Below are 26,428 nucleotides of genomic sequence, written 5' to 3' on the forward strand. Positions count from 1 at the left end.
ATAGTGAGGGGATGTTCGCTTTGTACACCTGTGATGAAAGGAAAATATCATTGTATTCCTTGCATACATGATCGGGATATCACTGAACCTGCCACACAGAATAGATCATTAAGAAAAAACCTGAGGGATCATATGCCCGCAGGGATCAATGTTTTAATTATTGGAATACCTTGAATGTCACCGACTTATTTATAAAGAAGTTCCAGATGAACACGATGAACGTCGCTATTAGCTTTGAGATCATGACGAACATGCTGGTGTCGTTAGAGAACAGGTAATGGACGAAGACGTACATTAAAGCCGTGTTCAATACAAGCCCGGTCACGGCTACCAGCGCGAACGATATGAACTGGTAGTGGACTTTTTTATAGGTATTTTTAAAATTATAGTATTTATTCAGGTAGAAGCTTATGACCATACCCAGGGTGTACGAACAAATATTCGCATACAGGTAGAACACGTTCATGAAATCGTTCAGTACGAACAGCGATCCCATGTCAGCCAGTGTCGCTATGACGCCGACGAGAAGATAGTTAAAGAATTTTTTATAGTCCGGATAGACCTTGGAGAAAGCTACGTCTGCCTTTGCTAATACGTCTGTCAACACCACACCACTCTTTTTAATGATCTTTCTATTAACGCTTGTCTGGCTATCGCTTGAGTACACAATGTACAGTTATCGGCCCGTTATATCATATCTACGAAATTTTTGAGCATTTGTAGCCCGATATTTCCGCTTTTTTCCGGGTGGAACTGTGTCCCGACCACATTTTGGGCATCGTTTGACACTATTGCCGTGAAATCTCCGCCGTATTCTGAGGAGGCAAGAGTGTTATCGCTCACTTCGGCCCTGTATGAATGGACAAAATAGACGTAGGAGCCGTCAGGTATGTCCTTTAAGATCGGGTGTTTCTTTTTGATGGAAAGGGAATTCCATCCCATGTGAGGGACTTTAAGGTTACCCGAAAACTTTGTGATACTGCCGGGGACAAGGCCGAGCCCGTCGATTATGCCGCCCTCTTCGCTTTTTTCGAAAAGCATCTGCATGCCCAGGCATACGCCCAGCAGAGGCACATCATTATTTTTTACACGGCCAAGGACTGCGTCTTTTAAGGGAGCGAACTGCCTCATAGCGCCCTCAAAAGCGCCCACGCCCGGAAGCACTATCGCGTCGGCGGACTCTATCTCGCTTATGTCCTTGCTTATGACCGATGGCGCTCCGGCATATGCCAGCCCCTTTTCCACGCTTCTCAAATTGCCCAGCCCATAATCGATTATGACGATCTTTGTCATGAGACGTGCTCCTCTTTTCTCTGAAACTTCACCAGGGGACAGATATCGATGCAGCTGCCGCATCCGTTACAATCGTCGCCGGTGGTAACTTTGTGGTTCTCTTTGGTTATAGCGTTTATGGGACACGCTCCCACGCAAACGCCGCAGCCTATGCACAGCATACCGCGGCGCACTGCTTTTTCCGCCATTCTCAGCATCGATGCGGCGGAATCCTTATCCTTCGCCCTCGCTACCATCGTGCCTGTGGCATATACCTGCAGGCTTCCGCCGTCCCGTGATACGTAAAGCACGCCGTCCATGCCCTTGACCTCTCCGAGAGGCTTGAGCATGTTCTGAAGCCTTTCCAGGTCTAGAGGCTTATCAAAGCTTCCTTCCGCTGTCGCCGAGCCGTCCTTGCAGGGCCTGTGGCCTGCGACCATCACGAAATTAAGAGTATCGACTTTATATTCGGGCTTGTTCAAAGTTATCCCGAGAGACTGCCTTAGCTCTTCCCATGGTTTCGGCAGGTTGCGCCAGCGCCAGAATCCATATGTGATATATTCTGCGGGATATCCGACCTTCTTACAATAGTCCTCGAGGAACGACGACCAGCGCGCCCACATGTCGGGATGCTCCCTCTTGACGTACTCATAGTCAGAAAGGCTCGCGCTCGGGCACAGCCAGCACCCGATACGGTCGAACCCGCGTTCATACAGAGAATTATACGGGGCTTTTTCCCTGAAAAGGTATAGCCATATATGAAGGGCGGTCCAGTTCTGTATGGGTGATGCGCTTATCTGGTTCGTGACCCAGGGGTTCTGCCATATCCTCTGGCTTTTAGCCCTTATCTCCGACTCATACCTGCGCTGCCCTATGAAAGTCAGGCAGCCGTCAGCGTAACTACCTTCTATCAGGTTCGTAATGGGGCCAAGCTTGCATACCTTGCAGCACCACCTGGCCTCCACGGACGGAGGGCCGAAATTCGGCGCCGCGTCCCAGAATGACTCGGCCTCGGCGGTCTTTAGCTTAAGCCCGTATTTTTCCACGACATCATACACGTTCTTCGTCGTTTCAGGGAATTCGAGGCCCGTATTGATATAAAGTATATCAAAGCCGGTGATAGCTTTTTGCACAAGCAATAATGTCGCAAGGCTGTCCTTGCCGCCGGAGTATGATACCGCTACAGGAAGCCCGTATTTATCAACGGCCTTCCTGACAAAGTTGACAGCCTCTCCCTCTAATGATCCTAAATAGTTATTATTAGCTTCTATGGCGTCGTCCCAGGTCTGGCCCCCCATTAGTATCGGGGACTCGTCGTACCCGTTCCACCTTACTTTAACGGCGACGCCTCGTTTTCTCTGCTTCATGTCCTCGCCGGCCATCTTCGCGCGGCCTACGGCGATGGGCCTTCCCTCTAAAAGGACGATGACCTCGTCGTCTATCTTAATATCCGGGTCACAGTCCACCACACCCGGCCCCAGAAGGTTGGAACTTCCCAGTAAGGGTTTTTCCGCCCCCTTATCCGCTATGACGAAGCCTTTCTTGACCTCCATCTGCCTTGCGGCGAAAGCACGCGGCATGAACATCCATTTAAGGCGTGACGGGTCGAAACGTATCGCTCCGAACATGCGGCCGTCTACGTATATCTCGTCGAGCCTGTCCTCGTAAGGGGCCTTATTCAGCACTACAAGCTTATCTTTCGGGATAAGCCCGGAGTGGCCGAACGCGTCTTCGGCGGCGGAGTTGATAAGATCGATGTCATAGGGGAAAGCGGGGCGTATGTCGCCGGGCGGGGTGCAGTCTACATATCTCGCTGCAGAACCGCATTTAGCGCACTTTTTTCCCAGCAATGGAACATTACACTCATCGCACCAGTACAGGGTAAGCTTTCCAAGATAGACGTGACTCATAGCTGTGGAGAATGAGGAATACATATTATATTAACTTTTATGTATCGTGTCCTGCATATCGTGCCAGGATATAACATATGTTTGAAGTGAAAATTCAGTGTGCGTATATAAGTATTTTTGTAGTTAATATTTTTACTACTATTAGCTTATTTATATTCGAGTGTAGTTAGTCAAATTGCTGATCGAATATACAGTCCATAAAGGATGATATATCATGGCAGAAGATGGGGCTGACAAGGATATCGCTCTGGCTGATCATGATGATACTCGCGTTTTTTGCGTAGATCAGCCTTATTTTATTTTAGTCCTTCTCCGATTTGGGATGATGTGTTTACCCGCAATCCGAAAGGAACAACACGAAGAACATCACCTTAAAAAATCAATGACCTTATTTTTTACATTTGAAGATCAGGTAGAGCGGATAGTTGTACATTTCATAGTATCGCCTCGGGTACTTTTCTTTCCACTCGGGAAGAGGCCTGGGCTCGACCATCCTGTCGATATCAAAGCCCGCATCCTTTAAAGCGTTAAAATAGTCGTCCACAGTATAATGATAGCTGATGCAACGGCCATCGCCTTCCTCGATGTATTTTGACCAGGGCGGGATATATTCCCTGATCGCGTGATTAAAGTAGCGCAGCTGGAACACGGCGTACTTATCCGCGCCGGCATAATCGATGAGAGGGTATTGTGCCGTGTAGAAAGGATGTACCACGCTTAAAACGAACATGCCGCCGTCCTTTAGCAGGCGGCGAACCTGCCGGAACGCGTTTTCGATGTCGGCGACATAATGCATGGACGTAGAAGAAAATACGACATCAAACCGGTCCCCTTTTAAAAAACCCAGGTCTGATATGGAGCCCATGATAAGCTCTAGGTCCTGTCCTTCCATGGAGGCTTTTTTATGCGCGATCCCCAGTGAGACTTTTGAGATATCGACACCTACCACCTTCGCTCCCCTTCGGGCGAGCTCGACAGTATAATCGCCGCCGCCGCATCCGAGGTCCAGTGCCGCCTTACCGGAAATATCGCCGAGCAGGCGCATAACTACGGGCTTCTCGATCATTTCGGAGTAGGAAAATGTGTCTGACTTGAATTTATCGTACGCAGATGCCATCTCGTCCCAGGACTTTGATATTTTATTCTCTATCTCCCTATAACCCATCATAATATATTTCAGGCTGATAGACATTAAAGTTGACACATAGATACGTGAGATAAGATGATAGTCGGAATGTCGGATAATGGCCGGACAGTAGAGCTTTATCTCAGGGACAGGCTTGAGGTGCGGCTTCCGGAAAGCCAGGTATCCGGGTATATCTGGGAGTTCAAGGAGATGGAAAATTCCTGTGTAAATTTGATCGACAGCGTATATGTGGAGCGGGGAGCATCGAGATTTAACGCGCTTGGAGAGCGTTCATGGTATTTTTCCCCCGCCATGATCGGCGAATGCGAGCTCGTGTTCTACCTTTACCGACCGTGGTCAAAGCCGTCCCCTGAGTTCAAAATAAAGGTGAAAGTAAAATAGGACCATAAATGGGGGAAAAAGAAAAGAACAAGCAGGTATACAGGGTTTATTGAATGTTTTTACACCTGATTATGTAGAAAGTTATATATAGAAGTGTAATCTCATAATAGAACACGACAAGAGGTCGAAATAGTATATAAGTAAGCTAAAATCCAGTTAGCATTTATAAGCACTTATATATGGGATTCCATGGCCATTATACGAAAATACGGCAATGTCGACCTCATCATAGTCGAAACTTATATATAGAATCACAAGCACATATGAACCAGACTTCGAGTTACACCTAATATTTAAGGAGGTTTAAATTTGGCACAGCAACAAGGTCAACCAGTTATAATTTTAAGAGAGGGCTCCACCAGGACGAGGGGCCGCGACGCTCAGGGCATGAACCTGATGGCCGCGAGGGCCGTAGCAGAGGCAGTAAGGACGACACTGGGTCCGAAGGGAATGGACAAGATGCTCGTCGACTCGCTCGGTGACGTCGTAATCACAAATGATGGTGTGACCATCCTTAAAGAGATGGACATCGAACACCCGGCTGCAAAGATGATCGTAGAGATAGCCAAGACCCAGGATGATGAAGTGGGCGACGGCACGACCACCGCAGTAGTTCTCGCAGGCGAGCTGTTAAAGAAGTCCGAGGGACTGCTCGACCAGGACGTCCACCCGACCGTCATCGCTCACGGCTACAGGCAGGCAGCCACCAAGGCAAGGGAGATATTAGAATCACTTTCATTCCCGGTAACCTTAAAGGACGAGGGGCTCGTCAAGAAGTTCACGATCACCGCGATGACCGGCAAGGGCGCCGAGGCAGTAGGCGAGAAGCTCGCTGACCTGTGCGTAAAGTCGGTAAAGGCAGTTGTCGACGAGAGCGGGAACGTGGATGTCGACGACATAATGGTCGTAAAGAAGGTCGGAGGCACCATAGGTGACTCAGAGCTTATCGAAGGCATCGTCATAGACAAGGAAAGGATCCACCCGAACATGCCGAAGACAGTCAAGAACGCAAAGATCGCGCTGCTCGACTGCCCGATGGAGATCGAGAAGACCGAGATCGACGCAAAGATCGAGATCACCAGCCCGGACCAGTTACAGTCGTTCCTTGACCAGGAAGAGAAGATGCTCAAGGACATGGTCGAGAAGGTCAAGAAGATCGGCGCAAACGTCGTATTCTGCCAGAAGGGCGTCGACGACCTCGTACAGCACTACCTTGCAAAGAGCGGAATTCTCGCAGCACGCCGTGTAAAGGAGTCCGACCTCAAGAAGATCGCCAAGGCCACCGGAGCCCGCGTCAGCACAAGCATCGACGAGCTCGCAAAGGAGGACATCGGTGTCTCAGGACTCGTAGAGGAAAGAAAGATCGGCGACGAAGCAATGATCTTCATAGAGAAGTGCAAGGACCCGAAGGCAGTCAGCCTCATACTCCGCGGCGGAACGGAGCACGTAGTCGACGAGCTTGAGCGCGCAGTCCATGACGCTCTCCGTGTCGTAGGCGTAGTCGTAGAGGACAAGAAGTACGTCGTAGGCGGCGGAGCATGCGAGATCGAACTGGCCCTGAGGCTTAAGGAGTACGCATCCACAGTCGGCGGCAGAGAGCAGCTCGCCATAGAGGCGTTCGCCGAGGCAATGGAGGTCATCCCGAGGACACTTTCGGAGAACGCAGGACTTGACCCGATAGACGCGCTCGTATCCTTAAGGAGCAAGCACGAGGGCAAGAACGCCATGAAGACCGCGGGCATCAACGTGTTCACCGGTGAGTCTGTCGACATGAAGAAAGAGGGCGTAGTCGAGCCGTTAAGGGTAAAGACCCAGGCGATCAGCGGTGCCTCAGAGGCGGCCATCATGATCCTGAGGATCGACGACGTCATCGCCGCAAGCAAGCTGTCCGGAGGAAGGGGCGGCGCACCGGGCATGGGTCCGGGCGGCATGGGCGAGATGGACTTCGGAATGTAAATACCTACATTCCTTCTCCTTTTTTCTTTTTTACAACGATCTTTTTGATCTCTTGATCTTCTACTAAGGGAACAGATCATTTTGTAATAATATTCAGGTATATAACCGCTAATAAATCAAAATACTATTAAGTACTTACTTACTTGACTTGTTATTGCCCATGAAGCGTATTATTTCCGTCTTGTTACTGCTCTTTATATTCGCGCAGTTTTCCGCAGCTGACGCAAGAAACGATATTGCCATATCCTGCGATATCGTCATACCGTCGTCGTTCCCCGTTACCAAAAGCTCGACGACTGCCTATGACAGCGATATGAGAGCCGTCGATATAAATGATGGTAATATCCAGATACAGAAGCAATATAATGGCGCGATATATGTCGCCATACCTTCTGCGACATCCGGGGCGGCACTAATGAGCTTTTATGATCAGGCAAGCGGCATATTTTTCCGGAACAATACGATGATAATACCGTTAAAGAGCGATAACGGAGAGCATGTGGCCAACCTTATCATGGCTACGGAAGATCTGACGAACAAGGGGTATGGCTATTATGGGCGCGTTACCGGGATCGAACTTGATACAAAAGAGAAGGCCATCGAGTATGGTGGTGATAACTTTTCTGCATGGTCTGCCCTTTATCTTAACTGCTTACCGGAGACGGTGAATTTTAAAGTGGGATATTTTAATGAAAATAAGATAATGGATGCATTCCATTCCGGCGGCAAGTTATCAAATGTGACAGACATTGAGCTGATGGTCGATATATCTTACAGTCCCGCTAAAGACGCATACCCGATAAGCTACGCGCTCGTATCCATAAAAACGGACTATAGTCCCGATGATAACTTTTCCGTATATCGCTACAAGGAAGGAAACGTCATACAATTGTCTTCGGGTAAATTCATCAACGATACCGGGGGTATGATCATATACCAGGCCATGTCTAACGAGCCGGGGACCATAGTCCTCGCGGGTAAAAAGTCTACGAAAGAAGACGGTATGAGTGACACCGGGGCCAATATCGCCGACGTTCTTATTTTTGGGACTATCATTTCCATTTTAATCGCATTTCTTGCCTTAATATTAAAAAAAATGGCTAATAAATAAGAACAAAAAGTTAATGATACTTAGGATTGAAACACAAGCTAATACGTTATAGATCTAAGTTTTAAAAGAGGTTAACAATGAAACATGATATACTTTATAAACCAGTCTACTCGCTCCTGAAGGTGTACCTTGAGCCCGAGGAGTCAGTTATGGCTGAAACGGGTGCCATGGTGACAATGTCTCCCAACGTTGAGATAAAGACCGCGGCAAGAGGTGGATTATTTTCTTCTTTAAAGAGATCGATGATAGGAGGAGAGTCATTCTTCCAGAACACTTTCACAAGCAGAGGCGGGCCGGGAATAGTAACGTTCGCGCCGCCATACATGGGTGACGTGCAGCACATACCCATAAGCGGTGACTGGTTCACTCAGGGCGGAGCGTATCTTGCCTCAAGCCAGGGACTTGTGATCGATACTAAATTCCAGGGCCTTAAAGGACTGATGTCGGGCGAAGGGCTTTTCTTCCTTAAGATATCGGGAAGCGGCGAACTGTTCATATCGTCATTCGGCGCGATCCACGAGATAGAGCTTGATCCGGGACAGGAAATAAAGGTGGACACAGGAAACCTCGTAGCTTTCGAGCAGGGTATCACGTACACCGTAGAGAGAGTAGGGGGACTAAAGTCCACATTCCTGAGCGGCGAAGGGCTTGTCACAAGGCTGAGAGGGCCTGGAAAGGTGCTTCTGCAGACCAGGAACTCGAGCAGCTTTGTCAGCTGGCTGTACCCGATGCTCCCGATACCGAAGAACTAAGGGTCCGTAGATCCTTGATTCTTCAAATTTTTTTATATAGCCTGACAAAATATTTTAAAAGTCTTACTCCGGGCATCTCACTTTCCAGACTTCATTTTCCTAAAGCTCTTATCCCGTATATGTTGATCCTGTCGGCAAACTCTCTCAAAGAACTGCTATCCGTAGCGTTCTTTAAGGTTATTGCGATGCCGAACCGTTCATCGAGCTTGATGTGCATGGAATATACATTACCTCCCGGACCGTATTTGGCCGTCTCCCATGCCGGAAGGTCTTTATAAAAGTATGTCCGCGCATGTCCGTCGGCATTGTCATAAATAAACCCCGTATTAAAGATACTGTTCCATATGATGCCCTTTCCCCCGGAATCGTATATAAGTACGTTCACCGTACCATTACCGCTTTTCTTTGTATAGTTCCCGCATGCGAAAGTGAACGGCTGAGGGTAGTTATCAGCATAAGAGCCGGTGCTGTTATCCAGTGACCATCCGTTTGGCGGGACCGGTAAAAGCTTTAACATCGAAGAAGGTTCCGTGAGCGAGATATTTTCACCGGCCATATCATCCTGAGAGCCCGGGATAAGTAACAGATCGACCTCAGGAATGCCGCCGGGGAAAAGTATCCATATTGCCCCCAGTATGGCGGCAGTGACCATCAATGCTACGATAATGGCCTTAGCGATAGATGGGATCCGTTGCGGGCTCATGGCTTGCACAATAGATTGTTGATATTCTATATTTATATACTTAATTAATTATAATTAATGCCTGAAGCAAAAATATTGATCGCAAAATAAAGCTGAACGGCCTCCGGCACCATGTTCTGCCATAATGTCAACTATAGGCGATTTTAAAAAGATTAATATATTATTATTTACTATATTTATATAATAATATGTTATAATAGCGCCTGCCATACAAAAGATAACAAGATCTGGAGATGTATTTGTTGAAAATCGCGGTCCTTAAGGATGAAAAAATGGATTATTGTAAAGAAGCCCCATTTCATCCCGGTAATGATTATCCTGAATACCCATTTAATGACTTCACAGCGCAAAACACGGCCTATGAGGGGGTAAGGAAACTTTTCTTTATGATGGGATTGGACAAAGAAAATTATGGAAAAGTGTCGTGGAACCCGCTCGGGGAAACGATCAAACCCGGAGATAGCGTGGTGATCAAGCCCAATCTTGTCATTGAAACCAATCCCGTAGGAGGTATGGAGTGCACAATAACGCAAGGCCCGATAATCAGGGCTGTACTTGATTATGTATATATTGCCTTAAAAAACAAAGGCAGCATAACAATAGGCGATGCGCCCATCCAGAACGCGGATTTTGAAAAACTGGTCAGTATCACGGGATTAGACACTATTGCGAGCTATTATGATAAAAATTCGGACATCAAGGTCAGTATAGTGGACCTTAGAAAAGAAAAGGGGCGTATAACAAGGACAGGCGGAAGAAAAAAAGAAGAGCTTACGGGAGATCCGCTAGGCTATTCGATAATAGACCTGAAGGATGATTCGGAACTTTTCGAAATATCTAAAGACTCGCACAGGTTTAGAGTGTCTGAATACGATAAGAATGAAATGATAAAACATCACGATGAGAATAAAAATGAGTATTGTATCTCGAACACTATCCTGAAAGCAGACGTGATAATCAACCTTCCCAAGCTAAAAACTCACGGAAAAACAGGAATGACCTGCTCGCTGAAAAATTTTGTAGGCATCAACGGTCACAAAGATTGGCTTCCCCACTACAGGGCCGGATCAAATGAGGAAGGCGGAGATGAATACATACACAGGGACCTCCGCAAAAGCCTTTATAAAAGACTTCAGGAAGAAATGATCTGCACACCGAATATGTTTTTTTCTATGCCCATGAGAATGGCTAACGTCCTTATCGATTTAAGCTCAAAGATACTCCCCTATAGTGACGTGCATTTACACGGTATGTGTTACGTAAACGATACCCTGCCCCGGACTATCTCGGACCTGAACAAGATAGCAATATATTCCGACAAAAACGGCGTGATGCAAAATACGCCGCAGAGAAAGACGTTCATCGTAGTCGACGGGATCGTATCGGGAGAAAAAGATGGCCCTGTAAAACCGTGTCCAAAGAAATGCGGCATACTGGTCGCCGGCCAAAATCCGGTTGAAGTGGATATCGTTTGTAGCCGCATTATGGGATTTGATTATAAGAAGATACCCATGTTCAAATATGCGATAGGATCAAAAAGATACAGGTTGTTCGGTAAACCTGATGATATCAAAGTTATCCTGTACAACGATCGAAGCGTTAACGATCATTACCTTTCTTTTAACTGTGATTTTGAGCCCCCGACAGGATGGAAAGGGCATATTGAATATGACGGGGATAGTATCGTAAAAGAGGGATCGATGCCTGAAGGGAAATACGGACGGGCAATGGATCAATCGAAAGAAAATAAAAAAGAGACCTTAATAGAATAAGGTACGATTAAAAAAATTAAAGAGAAGACTCGTCGAAATTAAGAGTTCCGGTGAATACCGTTTCGGCGCTGCCTTCCATGTAAGCGATATCGTGCTCAAAGGATATTTTTAGCTCTCCGCCTACGGTCTTAACGACCGTAGAATCGCGAATGAAGCCTTTACGCCTCGCGACTGCAGCCGCTGCCACTGATCCTGTGCCGCAGCTTAATGTCTCTCCCTCGACACCTCTCTCGTATGTCCTTACCCTCAGGTTGCCCATCTCACGGGAAACAAAATTGACGTTCGCACCTTTAGGGAATATCTTATCATATCGTATCTGAGGTGCGATAGACATCAGTCCCGGGTCGTTAATATCGTCCACGAAGATCACTGCATGAGGGACGCCCGTGTTCACCGCGGAAACCTCATATCCGTGCAGCGGCACGTTTATTAAGTCGCCCATTCCCGTGGCAGGTATCTTTTTACGGTCGAACAGTGGTTTACCCATGCAGACCTTGACCAGTTTCTTGCCATTTTCCACCCTTGCCTCTATCTCAAGGATGCCCGCCATAGTCTCGACTTTGGTCTTTCCGGTTGAGATATGGCCCACATCGAACGCATATTTTGCGAAGCACCTTATCCCGTTGCCGCACATCTCGGCTTCGGAGCCGTCCTCGTTGAATATTCTCATGCGAAGGGGAGCGCCCCTGCCTGAGCTCGAGAGGAACAGGACACCGTCGGCACCTATGCCGAAGCGCCTGTGACAGTATTTCTTCGCGAAAGCGGATTTCTTATCATCCGGTATCTTGTTCTCAAACTCGTCCACCAGGATGAAATCGTTACCGTTTCCGTGAAGTTTGGTGAATTTTATCTCGGTCATAGTAATCTACCGGGTATTATCTGATTCTGCAGGAGGTCATCATAAGTCTCGCGCTTGCGTATGAGGTCCGCTTTGCCCTCGTGCACGAGCACTTCCGCACATCTTGGCCTTCCGACGTACTGCGAGCTCATGCAGAAACCATATGCTCCTGCGTCAAGCAGGGCGATGATGTCGTCCTTTTTGATCTCCGGCAGCTTTCTGTCCTTTGCAAGTATGTCGCCGGTCTCGCAGATCGGGCCTACGACCGTATAGGTATCGGCGGCGGTCCCGTCAGCCTTGTTAGCCACGACGACCTCATGGTATGAGTCGTACATCGCGGGCCTTATGAGAAGGTTAAAGCCGACGTCTGTGCCTACAAAGTTCTTGTAGGCCTTTTTCACTGTGTTGACATGAGCGAGAAGGATCGTCGTATCGGCAGTGATGTACCTTCCGGGCTCTATGTGCAGCTCGGGGTTTATGCCGAGCTTTGCGCATCTTTCCCTGAATATAGGGAGTACAGCGTCAGCCCAGTCCTGGGGTGTCGGTGCCCTGACATCTTTCTGGTAAGGAATGCCGAGACCTCCGCCGATGTCCACGAACTCGAGGTCGATAAAGCCGGAGATGGCTTCCACCAGGTCCATCATCTTCGACATTGCCTCTGCGAACGGGGATATCTCCAGTATCTGGGAGCCTATGTGACAGTGAATGCCCACCGGGTTCACGCCGGGAAGCTCTTTTGCCTTTTTATAGGTGCTTACTATCTCCTGGCTCGGTATGCCGAACTTGGAAGTCTTTAGCCCTGTCGCGAGCTTGGGGTGCGCGTCAGCGGAAACGTCCGGGTTCACGCGGAAAGCTATCTTGACCTCTTTGCCAAGCCTGCTTGCGATCCCTGACAGCGATATAAGCTCATCATGGGAGTCTACCGAGACCATGACGCCGGAGTTGACCGCATATTCGAGCTCTGCGTCCGTCTTTGAGTTTCCGGTAAAGAGTATCTTCTCAGGAGGGATCCCCGCTAAGCGGGCCAAGTATATCTCTCCGTCGGAAAAAGCGTCAGCGCCTGCGCCCTCCCGCGCGAGTATGCGCTGCACAACTATGTTATTGTTGGACTTTGCCGCGAAATAGATGTGAGCGTCAGGGAAAGCCTTTTTAAATCTCCCGAAATTGTCCCTTAGCCTGTCCTCGCTGGTTATGTACAGAGGAGTGCCGTACTCGCGGGCAAGCTCTACGGTATCCATGCCGCCTATGTGAAGGTGGCCGTTCTTTACCTCAAGGTGGCCGGGTATCTCAAAGTTTTTCATAGTTTTTTCATCCTCTCTACTGCCTCGTTAATGCGCCCGACGGATTTTGTCAGCGAGAACCTCACATAGCCCTCTCCGTATTTACCGAACCCGATACCCGGAGTGGCCACGATGCCCGCCTTATCCAGAAGGTACTTTGCGTAGCCGATAGAGTCGTTTCCTTTCGGCACCGGCGCCCATACGTAGAAGGTCGCCTTCGGCTTCGGCATGTCTATGCCCAGCGCCTTAAGGCCTACGAGCAGCGCGTCCCTTCTTTCCTGATAAATGTTATTCATCTTCGCGCTGAACTCGTCGGAGCGCTTCAGCGCGTCTATGGCCGCCATCTGTATCGCGAGGAATGCGCCGGAGTCGACGTTCATCTTGACCTTTCCGAGCCCTGCGACAATGTCCGCATTGCCCACGGCGAAGCCTATGCGCCATCCCGTCATATTGGATGTCTTTGAAAGCGAGTGCAGTTCGATGCAGCAGTCCATGGCGCCCGGCATCTCGAGAATGCTGGGAGCCTTATAGCCATCGTATCCCATCTCGGAGTAAGCGTTATCATGGGCTATGACGATGTCGTTGTCCTTACCGAAGTCTATGACCTCGCGGAAGAAGCTTTTATCCGCAACGGCCCCTGTCGGGTTGTTAGGATAGTTGACGAACATCAGGTTCGTGTTCTTGATGACCTCTTTTGGTATCTTTGAGAGGTCCGGCTTGAAGCCGTTCTCCGAGAGAAGCGGCATGTCGTAAGGCTTACCGTCTGCAAGTATCGTGCCGATAGAGTATACGGGGTAAGCTGGATTGGGACAGAGTGCATATTCTCCCGGGTTCACAAAAGCGAGGGGGATATGAGCAACTCCTTCCTTAGAGCCTATGAGAGTGATTATCTCTTTCGTAGAGTCGAGCGTCACGCCAAAGCGGGCCTTGAACCATTCCGCGACCTCGCCCCTGAAAACGTTAGATCCCGAGTACGAGGGGTATTGATGAGTCTCGGGGTCCTTGACCGCCTTACACAATGATTCGATGACATAATCGGGTGACGGCAGGTCAGGGTCGCCTACGCCCAGGTCTATGATGTCTACGCCTTCTTTGATCTTTTGCTGTTTCGCCCTGTCGACCTCTGCGAAGAGGTAGGGTGGTATTGAGTTAATCCTGTTCGCGTACATAACCATTATTAAGTGACTCCTATGAACGTTATACGGTATCCGAAGACACCCGGTAACTTATAAGGATATAGGTATAAATAAATGTGTTTGTGACACTCACATATTTATACATAAATCTTTAGGGTATGGACGGTAATGGTTAAAAAGCGCCTTTAAAATCCCTTTTAGCAGCTGATAACATATCCTAGGCGTTCAGAGAACATTTAAGCATGTTTCGAATTATCGCTCTATTTTTAAAAAAATATTCATCGGAGATATTTATTATCATATTAACAAGATCGAGACTGACATATTATTCTTTATCATTTTTCACAGAGATAATGCAGCCAGTGATCCCTGACTACAGCCAGTTTACTTTCCTCGATCTCTCTTCCGTCATTCTGCGAATATATCCTGATGTTCTTAAAACCGGCTTCATGTAATTGTTTTATCTGCTCGCCGGGATAGATATAATACAAATTTAGACTGAAACTGCGGGTCCCGTCATTGATGACTGCAAACTTGCTATTCTTCAGGTCATTAAAAGGTTTATTCCTCGCCCTTAATATTAAATGAAACGCGATCTCCCGGGCCGTCAAGAAGGGATCGATCGAAAACTTGAACTTATAGAGGTCTTCGATGTAGTTAAGATTATGTGAGGAGAAAAAGAAATAACCGCCTTTCTTACAGATGCGGTTGATCTCCCGCAATGCATTAATGCGATCTCCATGCGAGATACAATCAAGGCCGTTAAAACTAAAAAGTATAAAGTCGAACTCTTCATCCCTAAAGATCCTCATGTCCCTTACGTCACATAGCTGAAAGGAACAATTTTTGAGATCTTTAAAATCTTCATTACACCGGTCTATCATGCCCCGGGAATAATCTATGCCGACATATTCTTCCGCAAGCCTGCCAAAATAGTGAGTCGTACGACCTGCACCTACGCCCAGATCGAGCATTTTCATTTTAGGTAATTTATCTTCAAATTTACATATTATGGATAGTTCAGGTTTATCAAGATAATAATATTTAGAAAATATCTCTACGATTTTCTGGCGCTCATAAACGCTCTTGTTGGACATAATATAAGTATATACAATATTAAATATAAATATATATTTATAAAAAAAATAATTCCTATTTGTATTCGGGGACCATTGTTTAAAGATACTCGAAAGATCATACACAAATTTATTTAATGCCTAGTATAGATAAGGGATGGCCGTACGTCAAATTAATTATGAAAACTTCCATCCGTTGCCTTTTTATAGATGTCGATGGTCCTTTTGGATATATTTTCCCACGAAAGATCTGTGTTTAGCTTTTTATATGCGTTTTCCCCCATCCGCTTTCTAAGGCCCCTGTCTTTTAACAGTTTAATAATGGCTGCCGCCAGGGCTTCCGGGTTCCCGGGCTGAATGACCAGGCCGGTAATACCGTCATCCACTATTTCCGATAAGGCCCCGACATCAGTGACAACGACCGGTTTTTTAAACCCGTATGCGGTAGAGACTACCCCGCTCTGCGACGCATCTATATAAGGAAGGGCTACCACGCTGCATCTTTGAAAGATCTCTGCCCCCTCCTTGAACGAAATATGATGGTTATACACAATAAACCGGTCCCTGTTGACCATCATATCCTCGTATTTCTTAAAGTCCTCGCCCGTGCCCGCTATGACGATCCTGGCATCCGGTATCTCCTTTGTTATCAAAGGCTCGGCTTTTATCAAATACTCAAGCCCCTTATATTCATATATCCTCCCGAAAAACAGGATAGTGTTGTCCTCCTCTTTGATATCATCGTTCAGGTGGACCATGAACGGCTCGATATTATGCGGCCCCATAGGTATGGAGTGCACCTTATCCGACGGCTTATACTGCGCATCTACGATGATCTGTTTTAATTTTTCCCCGTGGACCAGTATCTCTTCGGAAGACCTCAACAGATAATGCAGCGGCATCGGCTCCCAGAATTTTTTCTCGCCGGTATGAGGCTTCACATCATGGAAGGTAGTGACCATCCGATACCTTTTCAGGAACGGCACAAAAAAAGCCAGTATAGGGCTTCCGATCTGAAAATGTATCACGTCGGGTTCATATTTTCTTATTTTTCTCATGACCCTGTAGAAATCGAATAAAAATCTGCTTAACTTTATCGGATCATATATCGGGCCCGACCTGGAAAGGACGTTAATGTCCACGCCTTCGCCAACTATCCCAAAATGCTCCTCCGGTATAGTCTTACCCATAGTATAGAGTACAAGCATTGTAGAATCATTTTTAACAAGATTATTTGATAACTGGATCTGATAATCGATAAAATTTCCAATGCTTACGATTTTCAAGCTTATCACCTGGCACATGTTTTCAATCTTGTAGCATATAATAATTTAAATTTATTTATATTTATAATTTTATTTTTAGCTCATACAGCTTTTTTGAAAGATCATATATCCGGGAATAATTTTTTTCATAATTATATTTTTTAGTCAGTTTACCGCCATAACCGGATTTTACGGAATTGATATTTTCCATGTCCGTGTTCTTTTCCTCTCCGATGTAAAAACCGCCGAAATCGAACTCGTTTATACCTTTTTCTTTAGCGTAGTTCATCGCTTCCCAGTCGATCAGCTTATCCGTCTCGCTGATCAGTCTGGCAGTTTTTTTATCGACTTCAAAACGTTTTGATGCGCCTATCAGCGACCGTATATGACCCTCATCTTCCAGGAAGTGCGTACCGACGATAATATCGCCTTCATACTCTGCCACAAACAGCGTACCGTGCGATCTCAGGAAATCAACATCAATGAAGTCATCAGGAAGGCCTTTTTGTTTCCTGAAGGACCTGTTAACCTCTACGAACTTTTCATAGTCCTCGTTTATTTTTATTTTGACGCCGGCCTTCTTTGCCCGGTTTATTGACTTTTTACAATGGGAGTGGAAAACATCTCTCCATATGGTATCAAGGTCCTGTGTCAGATCCATGGTCAACGTCGCCGTCTCGCTCCTTCGAAAACCTTCGGCATCCACATTGTTCTTGCATGAATAAAACACGACACTGTCATATCCCTTTACGTCAAAAGGATGATCGCTGAACCAGACGTCTTTCCTCTTGAACATGTAGATGTTCCTGTCAAACTCTAATATTTTGATCACCGCCTTACGTAGCTATATTTTCAGAGATGCCCGGCGCCTCTGGAATGTATTTAAACACGCCCTTAGCAGGTTAGCGTTCATGCCGCCAATATACGGGAGTATATCGGTCCTGGGACTTACTTCGGGATATTCCCCTATGCTTGAAGCGAATTTGAAACCGACGTTAAATTTAGAGATAAATTTCAACAACCGGTCCATGTTATCGATAAAATACGGGTCGCACATACATGGGGAGTGAAGACAAATATGGAACAGTGGCAGTTTTTGCCGGTAATATTCCAGAAAGCAGGACCTGAGCCATGAAAGCCCGATCAGAGGGATTATCTCGGGATTGACACTGGCCCCCATAAATGTCTGAGAAATGGGCATGATCAGGATAGGAAGGTCGCCATTTTCCTGATAGTCCGGGCCGGGACGGTAAGGCATGCAAATACGAGGCAGTCTCGACCAGTCGTAATGGCCTGACACTTTATGAGCGGGCGCGGAACATTCGTGAGAAAATCCGGACTTTATTAAAGCCCGGATCGTATCATCATTGATTGACCAGCGGCCTGCGACGAAGACTTTTGGCCCTGTTCCCAGTGAGTCAGAGATAAGATCTTTCCCGACCCTTATCATATCGAGCTGTTCATTATAAGGATAATCTTTCAGGACCGTGGAGTCGGAGGATGTGTCACATTGCCTTCTTAAATATGAATCACCGACGGTATATTTTTCACCGTTTATTTCAAAATCTCCCCAGCCGGGATGTATATGCAGCCCTATTTCATGGCCTGTTCCCGCTGGAAAATATTCGACGACTTCCGGCATGACCGCAAATGTCACTTTAGCCCCATACCTATCCGCGACCTTTATTAAGTTCGGGACGCCAAGGCTTACGCCTTCCTTTACATCCTTATCGTAAATCACCGTATTGTTTTTCGTTCTGCCGAACTCAGTATGGCAAACTATTATAACGTCCAATTAATACCCCCGGCCTTTATCCGCTGATCCTGCCGACATATGATCCGAGATCATTAAACAGGTCCCGTCTCAAGTCAGGTAAAAAAATTACCGGAAAATATCACAGGGACCATTTTGACAAAATCTTTTTTATTTTTATAATATTTATAATTTTGTATTAATATAATATATTAAATTTGAAAAACTAATTACTGCTTTGGAAAATTAATATTTTAGTAATAATACAAATAAACATTTTTTAAGAGTAAATATCGATATTTTATAGATATATTCAAATTATCAGTAAAAATTTGTTTAATTACATTTAATAGTATCTCATTGCCTGATGATCATATCGCCAAAAATATAAGAATAACAGATACAAATAAAAAAGAGTTTTTACTATCCATCAACGAATACTGGATAACAGGACTATAGATCCTCTATGGTGACCCAGTCCACATATTCGATGTTGACCCTGTTGCCATATCCATCCGGCACGTTTTTACCTACCCAGTTATTGAAATAAACGTACATCGGGTCCTGTGGAAGGTCAGTGAAAGACGTCCATATGAGATCGCCATCAATATAGAATTCTACACGGTCACCATACCAGTCATAGCCATAGATATGATAATCTGCCCCGGGATCAAAAGGAAGATCATAAAGTTTTTGGGTCTTTTTATAATTATACCAGGTGGTGAACATGGCAGTTGTCCCGCCATGGTCATTCTTTAATAACTCTATATCTATCTCATTGTGCCTGTTTGACTTCGATGGCCAGAGGTAACTATAGAAAGTCAGGAATGTGCCTGGTGTCTGGTCGACCATAATTGCAGCCCTGTACTTTCCATGGTAGAACAGGTCGTTAGATTTGATCTCCCCACCGGTCCGATCCGATATGCATGACCGGAGAACAAGCTTTCCGTTCGATCCCCACACGTTAGGCCGCGTAAACGTCGTCTTGAGAAAATCGGAATCTGGCGTGTAGGAAGATATTGTCCAGGTCTTACTATCAAGTGATGTAAAATTATCATAAAGTACATAATCGTACAACATTTCAGGCGATTTTATTTTCAGTGACATCAGGTCACAGGAGAATATTGTATTATCGATCGGCACCAGGTCGGACCCTGAAAGATTTAGAAAGGGCCGTGCAGTAGCGGATGACCATACATTGCCCCCCATGGCAGTTGAATTATAATATAGCATAGGGTTTTGTGAGGCAACCACAAGAAATGCAAGTGTTACCACCAGTATCGCCGAGACAATTAAAAATATTCTGTCCATTATAAATTACCAAATATAAAAAAGCAACTACGCATATTTTAATTTTTGCACGTTTTTATCATGCTAGACGATTGATGATAAAACAATTAGAATTAAATCGATATAATCGGATATACTTAGACATTAATGGGATTAAGACGATCCTGCATCAGGATCGTTAAGTTCCTTAACAAAATATTTAAAAATAGATCTTTCTCGAAATATCCCGTTTGTCTCGAGTAAAATTTTATTTATTAATGTTCATTCCAGCACAAATGTTCGGGAATAAAACTGTGTGAACGGTCTTAACCAATTTATTTTTTATTATCTTCGGGGAATATGAGCCCGCGATATTTTTAGAACATGGAATTATATCGAAACAGGAAATTTATTTTTTAACCGATAGAAATATACATAATAAAAAATATTAAATATTATATAATTAAAATTAATAGTATATTTGATATTATGCAAAAGACATTATCCGATTCATTACAGAACATAGTCAAAGGCACTGCCATCATCTTTATCGGTGTTTTCATATCCCTGATGTTAAATTTTATCATAAGGATAATACTCGTCAGGTCTACAACGCAGGATGAGTACGGGATATATACCCTGGCTATCACGCTTGTCACGATGACGTCCACCCTATCCATGCTGGGCCTTGACGAAGGCGCTGCCAGGTTCATAGCGTATTTTACCGGAAAATCGGATAATTCGAACGTAAAAGATATAATTTACACTTCGATCAAACTGGTACTGATAACAAGCATCGCATCCACAATGATATTTTTTATTTTTTCTGAATTTATTTCCGTACAGGTATTTCATTCCCCGGAACTATCCAATATTCTTAAGATCGCCTCAATAACCGTACCATTCATGGTATTGACAGGGATGCTGCTTTCCATCATGAGAGGTTTCAATATTCCCAGGGCAAAGGTCATTTTTAACGATATTCTAAAGCCTTTGTTGTTCCTGGTATTTTTAATCGCGGCGATCTTACTGAACATGGGTTTTGAAACAATAATCTATGCATATGCATTATCAGTCATTATAACACTTTTTGCATTCCTCGCATATATTAAAAGAGTCTACTCGAACAAGTACTCAGAATTATCAAGGACAGAAAAAACGATCACAGGGGAGCTTTTAAAATTTTCGATACCGCTTTTATCGGTCAACGTGCTGCTGATGATGATGTCCCAGGCTACGACGCTCATACTGGGACATTTTAAAACACCGTCAATAGTAGGTGAATTTGACATAGCCTTACTGATGGCAGGGCTATTGCTCATCGTATTGAACTCAATAGGATACATGTATACCCCCATAATTTCAAACCTCTTCGGGAAGGACCGGATCGAGGAGTTAAAGAGGAGCTACATAATCACTACAAAATGGGGATACATGAGCTCTTTGCCAATATTTTTTGTGTTCTTATTGTTCCCTGAGACGATCGTCAACCTGCTTTTCGGTGCAAGATACATAGGTATAGCTTTCGTCTTACAGATAGTGGTCATAGGGTATATTATAAACCCGATCACCGGACCGAACTATCATACATTGATAGCTATGGGCAGGACAAGGTTCATAATCGAGTCTTTCCTCATGAACGCGATCCTGAATATAGTCTTTAGCATATTACTGATACCGCCTCTGGGGATAATAGGGGCCGCCATAGCGGTTACGTTTTCGGCTTCCGTAGCCAACATACTGTTATCCGTCCGCCTCTACCAGATATTGAAGATACACCCGTTCACCAGGAATTATATTGTATCCATAGCCATATCGTTTATCCTGGTACCGGTATTTTATCTTCTGATGAAATTTCTGGCAATAGAGCCGTCCATTTTCATCGCCATCATGGCGTTTGTCCTCTACGCCACCTCGTATGTCGCGTTGATGATAGTGTTCAAGGCGATAGACAATGAAGATGTCATGATCCTGTCCGAGATCGAAAGACGGATAGGTAAATATGTCCCCATCTTAAGAAGAAAAGAAGTGATAAAATAATACGAAAAATAAGATCCGGCCGGTTATCCGGGCATACTCGCCGGATATCCGACCATCATGGATACTGTTTTTAATTTTCTTACAATGGCTGTACTGTGACCCAGTCAACGTACTGCGTGTTAATGCCGTTGCCGTAGCTCGATCCTGGGTTCTTCATCACCCAGGTATTGAAGTACAGGTACATCGGGTCCTTCGGTAAGTTGCTGCGCGAAGTCCATATGAGCTTGTCGTCTATGAAGAACTCTATACGGTCGCTGTACCAGTTATACCCGTACGTGTGATAGCCAGTGCTGGGATCGAACGGCAGCTTATACACGTAATAAGTTCTTACGTAGTCATAGTATGTACTGAACATCGCAGAGGTAGAACCATCGCTGTTCTTGAACATCTCTATGTCGATCTCGTTATGCTTCTTACCGTTGTTCGGCCACAGGTAACTGTAGAAGTTCTCATATGTGCCGGTGGTCTGGCTCAGCTTCATGCTGGCTTTGTACTTACCATAGAAGAACAGGTTCTTTGACCTTACCTCTCCGCCGGTCTTATCAACTACGTTTGACCTTAACACGAGCTTTCCGTCGCTATACCAGACATTCTCGGGTATGAACTTGGTATATACGTAGCTTGAGTCCCATATTCCCGACCTCTTTTCCCAGTAGCCATTATCGGATGTGAAGGCATCATTCAGGAGATAGTTCGGGTTCGGTGCCGGAGTCGGAGTTATGGTAGGAGTCGGCGTCGGAGTTACGGTAGGCCTCGGAGTAGCGGTCGGCGTAGCAGTCGGCGTAGCAGTCGGCGTCACGGTCGGCTTAGGAGTCGGGGTAGGGGTCGGGGTTACCGGAGTAGCCGTCGGAGTAGCCGTCGGAGCTGCAGAGCCTTCGACCTTAAGCGTATATGTTACAGTGTCACATACTCTGGCATCCGTTTTCGACTCGATCTTCACTGTGAACGTATATGTTCCGGAAGAGGCGGGTGTGATAACGACGTTACCGTATCTGCCCATTCCGGGAGATATAGTCTCGACTCCGTACATGGTAACCTTACACCAGTTTGAAGGCAGGCCTATGATATGAACGTTGTAAGAATCGGACTTCGTGCCCGTGTTCTTATAGTAGATTCCCTGCTCTATCCCTTCGCCCGGCTTAACGGTCACGCCCTCGACAGGACCGAAGTAGGTATTATACTTCGCCCATCTGCTGGTGGTATCGACAGAATACCCGTCGGGCACTGGAGTTACGGTCGGGGTAACGGTGGGCCTCGGCGTCACGGTCGGTATTACGGTCGGAGTAGCAGTCGGCGTCGCGGTAGGTGTCGCCGTAGGGACCACTGTAGGCTTCGGCGTCGCGGTCGGAGTTACCGTAGGATTCGGCGTAGCCGTTGGTGTCGGAGATGCCGATAATGGCTCTATCGATACCCAGTCGGCATACAGCTTACTTGTCTTTGTGAACCCTACCGGTGCATCTTTCTCTACCCAGTTGCTGAACAGGAGATGTCCCGACTGGGACGGTACGACTACTTTTGAGGTCCAGATCAGCTTACCGTCGACATAGAACTCTACCCTGTCGCTGTACCAGTTAAAACCATACTCATGGTACTTAAGGCGCGGGTCGAATGGTAATTCGTACTTATAGAAATCCTGTTTTCCACCTGTGTTCGTCACAAAAGCTAAGTATGTCTTTTTACCGTCTTTTGTGAACTGAACGTCGATCTCGTCATATCCATTGGAGAGGCTCTTGTACGTGAACAGGTTCAGGCGGGTGCCGGATTGCATATCGAGCTTCATGCTCGACCGGTATTTACCATATGAAAACTGCTCCTTAGTATAGTATTCTCCACCTGTATGGTCTTTGGTTGAAGACGATATGACAAGCTTACCATATGAGAAGTATACGTTCGAGGGTGAAAATTTAGTTCCCTGCGGTCCGTTGTAGGAGGACACGGTCCATACATCATCCTTTTTGAACGAAAAGTCATCGTAAAGGATATAATTAGTCGCCAGAGTACCGGACGAGAGTTTTTCATTATTCAATAGATCATTTCCCGTCTTAGCATCTGCGATGTTATAACCACTTAATGATGCGACACTTAATGTGGATAAAAGGATCGCCAGTATTATTGTGGTTATCAGTAAAGTTTTTCCTTTTATTTCTAATCCCTCCGAAATTTTAAGAGATTTTTTTGGTATATTTAACGGTTGTTAAAGTGATGAAAATAATAGTATATATACTTTATACTGAAAATGGAAATTATTTGGATTTTTTATAGACGAAATAAAAAATAATGTACAAATAAATAATATATTTGATTAATTATTTACCAGGGCGGTAGGAAATTTGGAGGGACAGAACCGGCATAGTATCGCCTGAGAAAAATCATCGCGGACCAGATCCTTACGGCGTCTAAATGAGCATATAATGATGTAAGTATCACTTTAGACCAAATTTAAATATTAAAAATAAGGCATTTTGCATTTTAGGGTAATTTCAGGCCATCAAGAACATTTTAATAAAAATTACAAAATAGTAGAATAAATTTTTTTTAACATTAACAATATTTTTCGGCATTATTTTTTTAGTAAAAAGAATAATATCAGCCGCTTTTATTTTTATTAAAAATAATAAATAATACAACTATAATATTAGAAAATTTTATATATATAATTATTAAATTTTCAAATATAAAAATACGGACAGTGTACCATGAAAATATTACGCGTTGTCAGTGATATTTACCCATATGTCATCGGCGGTCTTCCGATACACGCCCACGAGCTATCAAGGCTGCAGGCAAAAATGGGCCACGACGTTACTGTTTTTACTGCGAACGAAGACAGCCTTTCACAATATGAATATAAAGATGGATATAGTATACGCAGATTCAGGTCAGCGCTAAAAGTTTGCGGCAACACACTAATGCCAAAATTACCTGTAGAGCTATACCGCCATAAAGATGATTTCGATGTTATCCACGCCCATTCGCACCTGTTCTTATCCACGAATATGTGCGCCATGATAAAGACGTCGGGCTCATCGCCGCTGGTGATCACGAACCATGGCCTGAGATCCCAGAGCGTTCCCGCATGGCTCAACGATATTTTTATACCTACTGTCGCAAAGTGGACGTTCAAGGCCGCTGACCGCATAATATGCTATACAGAAAATGAAAAACTATCCCTCGTAAAACTCGGCATAGAACAGAACAAGATCTCGGTGATCCATAACGGCATAGATACTGAAATGTTCATTCCGGGAAAAGAGAGGAAGGTAAATAACAGGATATTATGGATAGGCCGGTTCGTCCCGGGAAAGGGAGTGGAGTATTTGATCGAAGCTTTCGGCATGCTCATAAAAAAATATCCTGAATTAAAACTTCTAATGATCGGCAAAGGTCCGTTAAAGGATGAAATGGAACGGAAAATAAAGGATATGGACCTGGCGAAAAACGTCACAATAAAAGAGTTCATACCCAATAAAGAGCTGCCAAAAGTCTATCAGACCAGCGACATTTTCGTTTTACCAAGCCTGGAAGAGGGGATCCCCAGGACTATTCTGGAGGCAATGTCATGCGAACTCCCGATCGTATGCACGGACCTTCCGCAGCTTGTCGATATCGTCGAGGATTGCGGGATCCTGGTCCCTGTAAAAAGCTCAAAAGCTCTGGCAGAAAGCATAGATAGCATACTTTCCGACGGGGGAATGGCAAAAAGATTGGGTAAAAACGGAAGAGACAGGGTCTATCGACAGTATTCGTGGGACGACACCGTAAGACGTACGATCGAGCTGTATAAGGAACTTACCTGAGCTTTTTTTCAATGGACCGACCGACATGAAGATCAACGTCATAACACCGGTAAATAAAGGAGGCCCGTTCAACTGGGGGAAAAGTCTCGCGGAGACGATAAACGGATCCTATGGCCATAATTACAGTGCCAGCCACATACATGAATTTAAAAAGATCATGAAAATCCCGCTTTACCAGGATCACGACATAGTACACACCGCAGTTCCGCTGACATATAAGCTCTGGAGAAAGCCCGTAGTGTTAACGATACACGGCGAGTTCCCCATCGAAAAGAACATATGGAGACACTTCTACCCCATCGCGATTAAGAAAGCGAACATTATCACCACGCCCAGCAATTTTCTGAAGGACAGGCTTGGCATAAACAACGCGATAGTGATACCCAACGCTGTTTTCCCCGGGCAGTTCAGGACCGCGGAACATGGTGAAAAAGAACAGGTATCGCTGGTCACCCTTACAAAGTTCAGTTTTAAGGATAAGGCCGAAGGTGTCCTTGACCTTATAAAGATCGTAGAAAATGTTCAGAGGCATACGGATATTAAAATTAAATACACGGTCATCGGCGGGGGAAAATATCTGGACTATGTAAAGGATAAGATTACTGATGTCGATCTGGACCTATATTTCACCGGTTTTTTGAACGATCCGAAAGAAGTCTTAAAAGAAAATGATATTTTCCTGTACTATTCAATACATGATAATTTCCCGATAGCGATCCTTGAAGCCATGGCTACAGGGCTGCCAGTCATAACCAACGATGTCGGTGCAGTCCGGGAAATGATAAGCAGCGGTAAAAACGGGTACGTCCCGGATTCCTCCGATGAGTACGAGAGATATTTAATTGATATGATATCTGACCATAGATCAAGGGCGAGGATAGGCCGCAATGCGAGAAACACGATCGAAAACAGGTTTAGCTGGCATAAGATAATAAAAGAATATAGAAAGATATATGACTCGCTTTCATAA

General features: G+C 45.4%; 22 protein-coding genes. 8 read left to right on the top strand and 14 right to left on the bottom strand.

From position 1 onward, the window contains the following. Window positions 1–157: 157 nt before the first annotated feature. From CUJ83_RS07585 to CUJ83_RS07600, 4 genes are all read right to left on the bottom strand, one after another. Complete coding sequence (locus CUJ83_RS07585) at window positions 158–604, bottom strand: GtrA family protein (RefSeq protein ID WP_230741687.1); 447 nt, start codon at window positions 602–604, stop codon at window positions 158–160. Window positions 605–687: 83 nt separating this feature from the next. Beyond that, entirely contained in the window at window positions 688–1,293 is a 606-nt protein-coding gene (gene hisH / locus CUJ83_RS07590) for an imidazole glycerol phosphate synthase subunit HisH (RefSeq protein WP_230741688.1), read from the bottom strand. Then, window positions 1,290–3,182, bottom strand: a complete 1,893-nt coding sequence (locus tag CUJ83_RS07595; protein ID WP_230741689.1) for a phosphoadenosine phosphosulfate reductase domain-containing protein — start codon at window positions 3,180–3,182, stop codon at window positions 1,290–1,292. The genes hisH and CUJ83_RS07595 overlap by 4 nt, the downstream gene beginning before the upstream one ends. Before the next feature lie 388 nt (window positions 3,183–3,570). Then, window positions 3,571–4,350, bottom strand: coding sequence for a class I SAM-dependent methyltransferase (locus CUJ83_RS07600; protein WP_230741690.1), 780 nt, complete (start codon window positions 4,348–4,350; stop codon window positions 3,571–3,573). Between the two features lie 54 nt (window positions 4,351–4,404). Between CUJ83_RS07600 and CUJ83_RS07605 the strand changes: the two genes are divergently transcribed. From CUJ83_RS07605 to CUJ83_RS07620, 4 genes are all read left to right on the top strand, one after another. After that, window positions 4,405–4,710: a protease inhibitor I42 family protein gene (locus CUJ83_RS07605; RefSeq protein ID WP_230741691.1), complete on the top strand. Its 306-nt coding sequence runs from the start codon at window positions 4,405–4,407 to the stop codon at window positions 4,708–4,710. A 309-nt stretch (window positions 4,711–5,019) separates the two neighbouring features. Further along, window positions 5,020–6,666, top strand: a complete 1,647-nt coding sequence (thsA, locus tag CUJ83_RS07610; RefSeq protein ID WP_230741693.1) for a thermosome subunit alpha — start codon at window positions 5,020–5,022, stop codon at window positions 6,664–6,666. 160 nt (window positions 6,667–6,826) lie between these two features. Further along, complete coding sequence (locus CUJ83_RS07615; RefSeq protein ID WP_230741694.1) at window positions 6,827–7,777, top strand: hypothetical protein; 951 nt, start codon at window positions 6,827–6,829, stop codon at window positions 7,775–7,777. A gap of 77 nt (window positions 7,778–7,854) precedes the next feature. Next, complete coding sequence (locus CUJ83_RS07620) at window positions 7,855–8,529, top strand: TIGR00266 family protein (RefSeq protein WP_230741695.1); 675 nt, start codon at window positions 7,855–7,857, stop codon at window positions 8,527–8,529. A 91-nt stretch (window positions 8,530–8,620) separates the two neighbouring features. Here the strand turns inward: CUJ83_RS07620 and CUJ83_RS07625 are convergent, their stop codons facing one another. Continuing rightward, window positions 8,621–9,232 (bottom strand): hypothetical protein, encoded by a 612-nt coding sequence (locus tag CUJ83_RS07625; RefSeq protein ID WP_230741697.1) that lies wholly within the window; start codon window positions 9,230–9,232, stop codon window positions 8,621–8,623. Between the two features lie 242 nt (window positions 9,233–9,474). On the opposite strand from CUJ83_RS07625, the gene CUJ83_RS07630 reads away from it, so the two are divergent. After that, window positions 9,475–11,004: a DUF362 domain-containing protein gene (locus CUJ83_RS07630; RefSeq protein ID WP_230741698.1), complete on the top strand. Its 1,530-nt coding sequence runs from the start codon at window positions 9,475–9,477 to the stop codon at window positions 11,002–11,004. Window positions 11,005–11,020: 16 nt separating this feature from the next. On the opposite strand, the gene dapF is transcribed toward CUJ83_RS07630, so the two are convergent. The 8 genes from dapF to CUJ83_RS07670 form a co-directional block, all read right to left on the bottom strand. After that, the gene (gene dapF / locus CUJ83_RS07635) at window positions 11,021–11,863 is read right to left on the bottom strand and encodes a diaminopimelate epimerase (protein WP_230741699.1); all 843 of its coding nucleotides are present in this window, start codon (window positions 11,861–11,863) and stop codon (window positions 11,021–11,023) included. Next, on the bottom strand, window positions 11,860–13,143 hold the full coding sequence (gene lysA, locus CUJ83_RS07640) for a diaminopimelate decarboxylase (protein ID WP_230741700.1): 1,284 nt from the start codon (window positions 13,141–13,143) through the stop codon (window positions 11,860–11,862). The genes dapF and lysA overlap by 4 nt, the downstream gene beginning before the upstream one ends. After that, on the bottom strand, window positions 13,140–14,291 hold the full coding sequence (locus CUJ83_RS07645) for an LL-diaminopimelate aminotransferase (protein WP_230741701.1): 1,152 nt from the start codon (window positions 14,289–14,291) through the stop codon (window positions 13,140–13,142). The genes lysA and CUJ83_RS07645 overlap by 4 nt, the downstream gene beginning before the upstream one ends. A gap of 302 nt (window positions 14,292–14,593) precedes the next feature. Continuing rightward, window positions 14,594–15,355, bottom strand: a complete 762-nt coding sequence (locus CUJ83_RS07650) for a class I SAM-dependent methyltransferase (RefSeq protein ID WP_230741702.1) — start codon at window positions 15,353–15,355, stop codon at window positions 14,594–14,596. Between the two features lie 152 nt (window positions 15,356–15,507). After that, the gene (locus tag CUJ83_RS07655) at window positions 15,508–16,620 is read right to left on the bottom strand and encodes a glycosyltransferase family 4 protein (protein WP_230741703.1); all 1,113 of its coding nucleotides are present in this window, start codon (window positions 16,618–16,620) and stop codon (window positions 15,508–15,510) included. 61 nt (window positions 16,621–16,681) lie between these two features. Continuing rightward, the gene (locus tag CUJ83_RS07660; protein ID WP_230741704.1) at window positions 16,682–17,431 is read right to left on the bottom strand and encodes a GNAT family N-acetyltransferase; all 750 of its coding nucleotides are present in this window, start codon (window positions 17,429–17,431) and stop codon (window positions 16,682–16,684) included. A gap of 12 nt (window positions 17,432–17,443) precedes the next feature. After that, window positions 17,444–18,394 carry a polysaccharide deacetylase family protein gene (locus CUJ83_RS07665; RefSeq protein ID WP_230741705.1) on the bottom strand — a complete coding sequence of 317 codons (951 nt, stop codon included), beginning with the start codon at window positions 18,392–18,394 and terminating at the stop codon, window positions 17,444–17,446. A gap of 411 nt (window positions 18,395–18,805) precedes the next feature. After that, a complete protein-coding gene (locus CUJ83_RS07670) occupies window positions 18,806–19,561 on the bottom strand; it encodes a family 16 glycosylhydrolase (protein WP_230741706.1) in 756 nt (251 codons plus the stop codon). A 549-nt stretch (window positions 19,562–20,110) separates the two neighbouring features. Here CUJ83_RS07670 and CUJ83_RS07675 point away from each other — a divergent pair. After that, entirely contained in the window at window positions 20,111–21,661 is a 1,551-nt protein-coding gene (locus CUJ83_RS07675; RefSeq protein WP_230741707.1) for a flippase, read from the top strand. 79 nt (window positions 21,662–21,740) lie between these two features. On the opposite strand, the gene CUJ83_RS07680 is transcribed toward CUJ83_RS07675, so the two are convergent. Then, the gene (locus tag CUJ83_RS07680) at window positions 21,741–23,687 is read right to left on the bottom strand and encodes a family 16 glycosylhydrolase (RefSeq protein WP_230741708.1); all 1,947 of its coding nucleotides are present in this window, start codon (window positions 23,685–23,687) and stop codon (window positions 21,741–21,743) included. 670 nt (window positions 23,688–24,357) lie between these two features. On the opposite strand from CUJ83_RS07680, the gene CUJ83_RS07685 reads away from it, so the two are divergent. Further along, on the top strand, window positions 24,358–25,458 hold the full coding sequence (locus CUJ83_RS07685) for a glycosyltransferase family 4 protein (protein ID WP_230741709.1): 1,101 nt from the start codon (window positions 24,358–24,360) through the stop codon (window positions 25,456–25,458). 25 nt (window positions 25,459–25,483) lie between these two features. Next, window positions 25,484–26,428, top strand: a complete 945-nt coding sequence (locus CUJ83_RS07690; protein WP_230741710.1) for a glycosyltransferase family 4 protein — start codon at window positions 25,484–25,486, stop codon at window positions 26,426–26,428.

Source organism: Methanooceanicella nereidis (genome assembly GCF_021023085.1).
Classification (GTDB): domain Archaea; phylum Halobacteriota; class Methanocellia; order Methanocellales; family Methanocellaceae; genus Methanooceanicella; species Methanooceanicella nereidis.

Excerpts from the sequence above, each read along its gene's own strand:
- CUJ83_RS07595 (WP_230741689.1), bottom strand. The coding sequence starts at position 3,182 with ATGAGTCACGTCTATCTTGGAAAGCTTACCCTGTACTGGTGCGATGAG.
- CUJ83_RS07615 (WP_230741694.1), top strand. The coding sequence starts at position 6,827 with ATGAAGCGTATTATTTCCGTCTTGTTACTGCTCTTTATATTCGCGCAG.
- CUJ83_RS07605 (WP_230741691.1), top strand. The coding sequence starts at position 4,405 with ATGATAGTCGGAATGTCGGATAATGGCCGGACAGTAGAGCTTTATCTC.
- dapF (WP_230741699.1), bottom strand. The coding sequence starts at position 11,863 with ATGACCGAGATAAAATTCACCAAACTTCACGGAAACGGTAACGATTTC.
- CUJ83_RS07690 (WP_230741710.1), top strand. The coding sequence starts at position 25,484 with ATGAAGATCAACGTCATAACACCGGTAAATAAAGGAGGCCCGTTCAAC.
- CUJ83_RS07670 (WP_230741706.1), bottom strand. The coding sequence starts at position 19,561 with ATGGGGGGCAATGTATGGTCATCCGCTACTGCACGGCCCTTTCTAAAT.
- CUJ83_RS07620 (WP_230741695.1), top strand. The coding sequence starts at position 7,855 with ATGAAACATGATATACTTTATAAACCAGTCTACTCGCTCCTGAAGGTG.
- CUJ83_RS07685 (WP_230741709.1), top strand. The coding sequence starts at position 24,358 with ATGAAAATATTACGCGTTGTCAGTGATATTTACCCATATGTCATCGGC.
- CUJ83_RS07675 (WP_230741707.1), top strand. The coding sequence starts at position 20,111 with ATGCAAAAGACATTATCCGATTCATTACAGAACATAGTCAAAGGCACT.
- lysA (WP_230741700.1), bottom strand. The coding sequence starts at position 13,143 with ATGAAAAACTTTGAGATACCCGGCCACCTTGAGGTAAAGAACGGCCAC.
- CUJ83_RS07645 (WP_230741701.1), bottom strand. The coding sequence starts at position 14,291 with ATGTACGCGAACAGGATTAACTCAATACCACCCTACCTCTTCGCAGAG.
- CUJ83_RS07625 (WP_230741697.1), bottom strand. The coding sequence starts at position 9,232 with ATGAGCCCGCAACGGATCCCATCTATCGCTAAGGCCATTATCGTAGCA.
- hisH (WP_230741688.1), bottom strand. The coding sequence starts at position 1,293 with ATGACAAAGATCGTCATAATCGATTATGGGCTGGGCAATTTGAGAAGC.
- CUJ83_RS07600 (WP_230741690.1), bottom strand. The coding sequence starts at position 4,350 with ATGATGGGTTATAGGGAGATAGAGAATAAAATATCAAAGTCCTGGGAC.
- CUJ83_RS07650 (WP_230741702.1), bottom strand. The coding sequence starts at position 15,355 with ATGTCCAACAAGAGCGTTTATGAGCGCCAGAAAATCGTAGAGATATTT.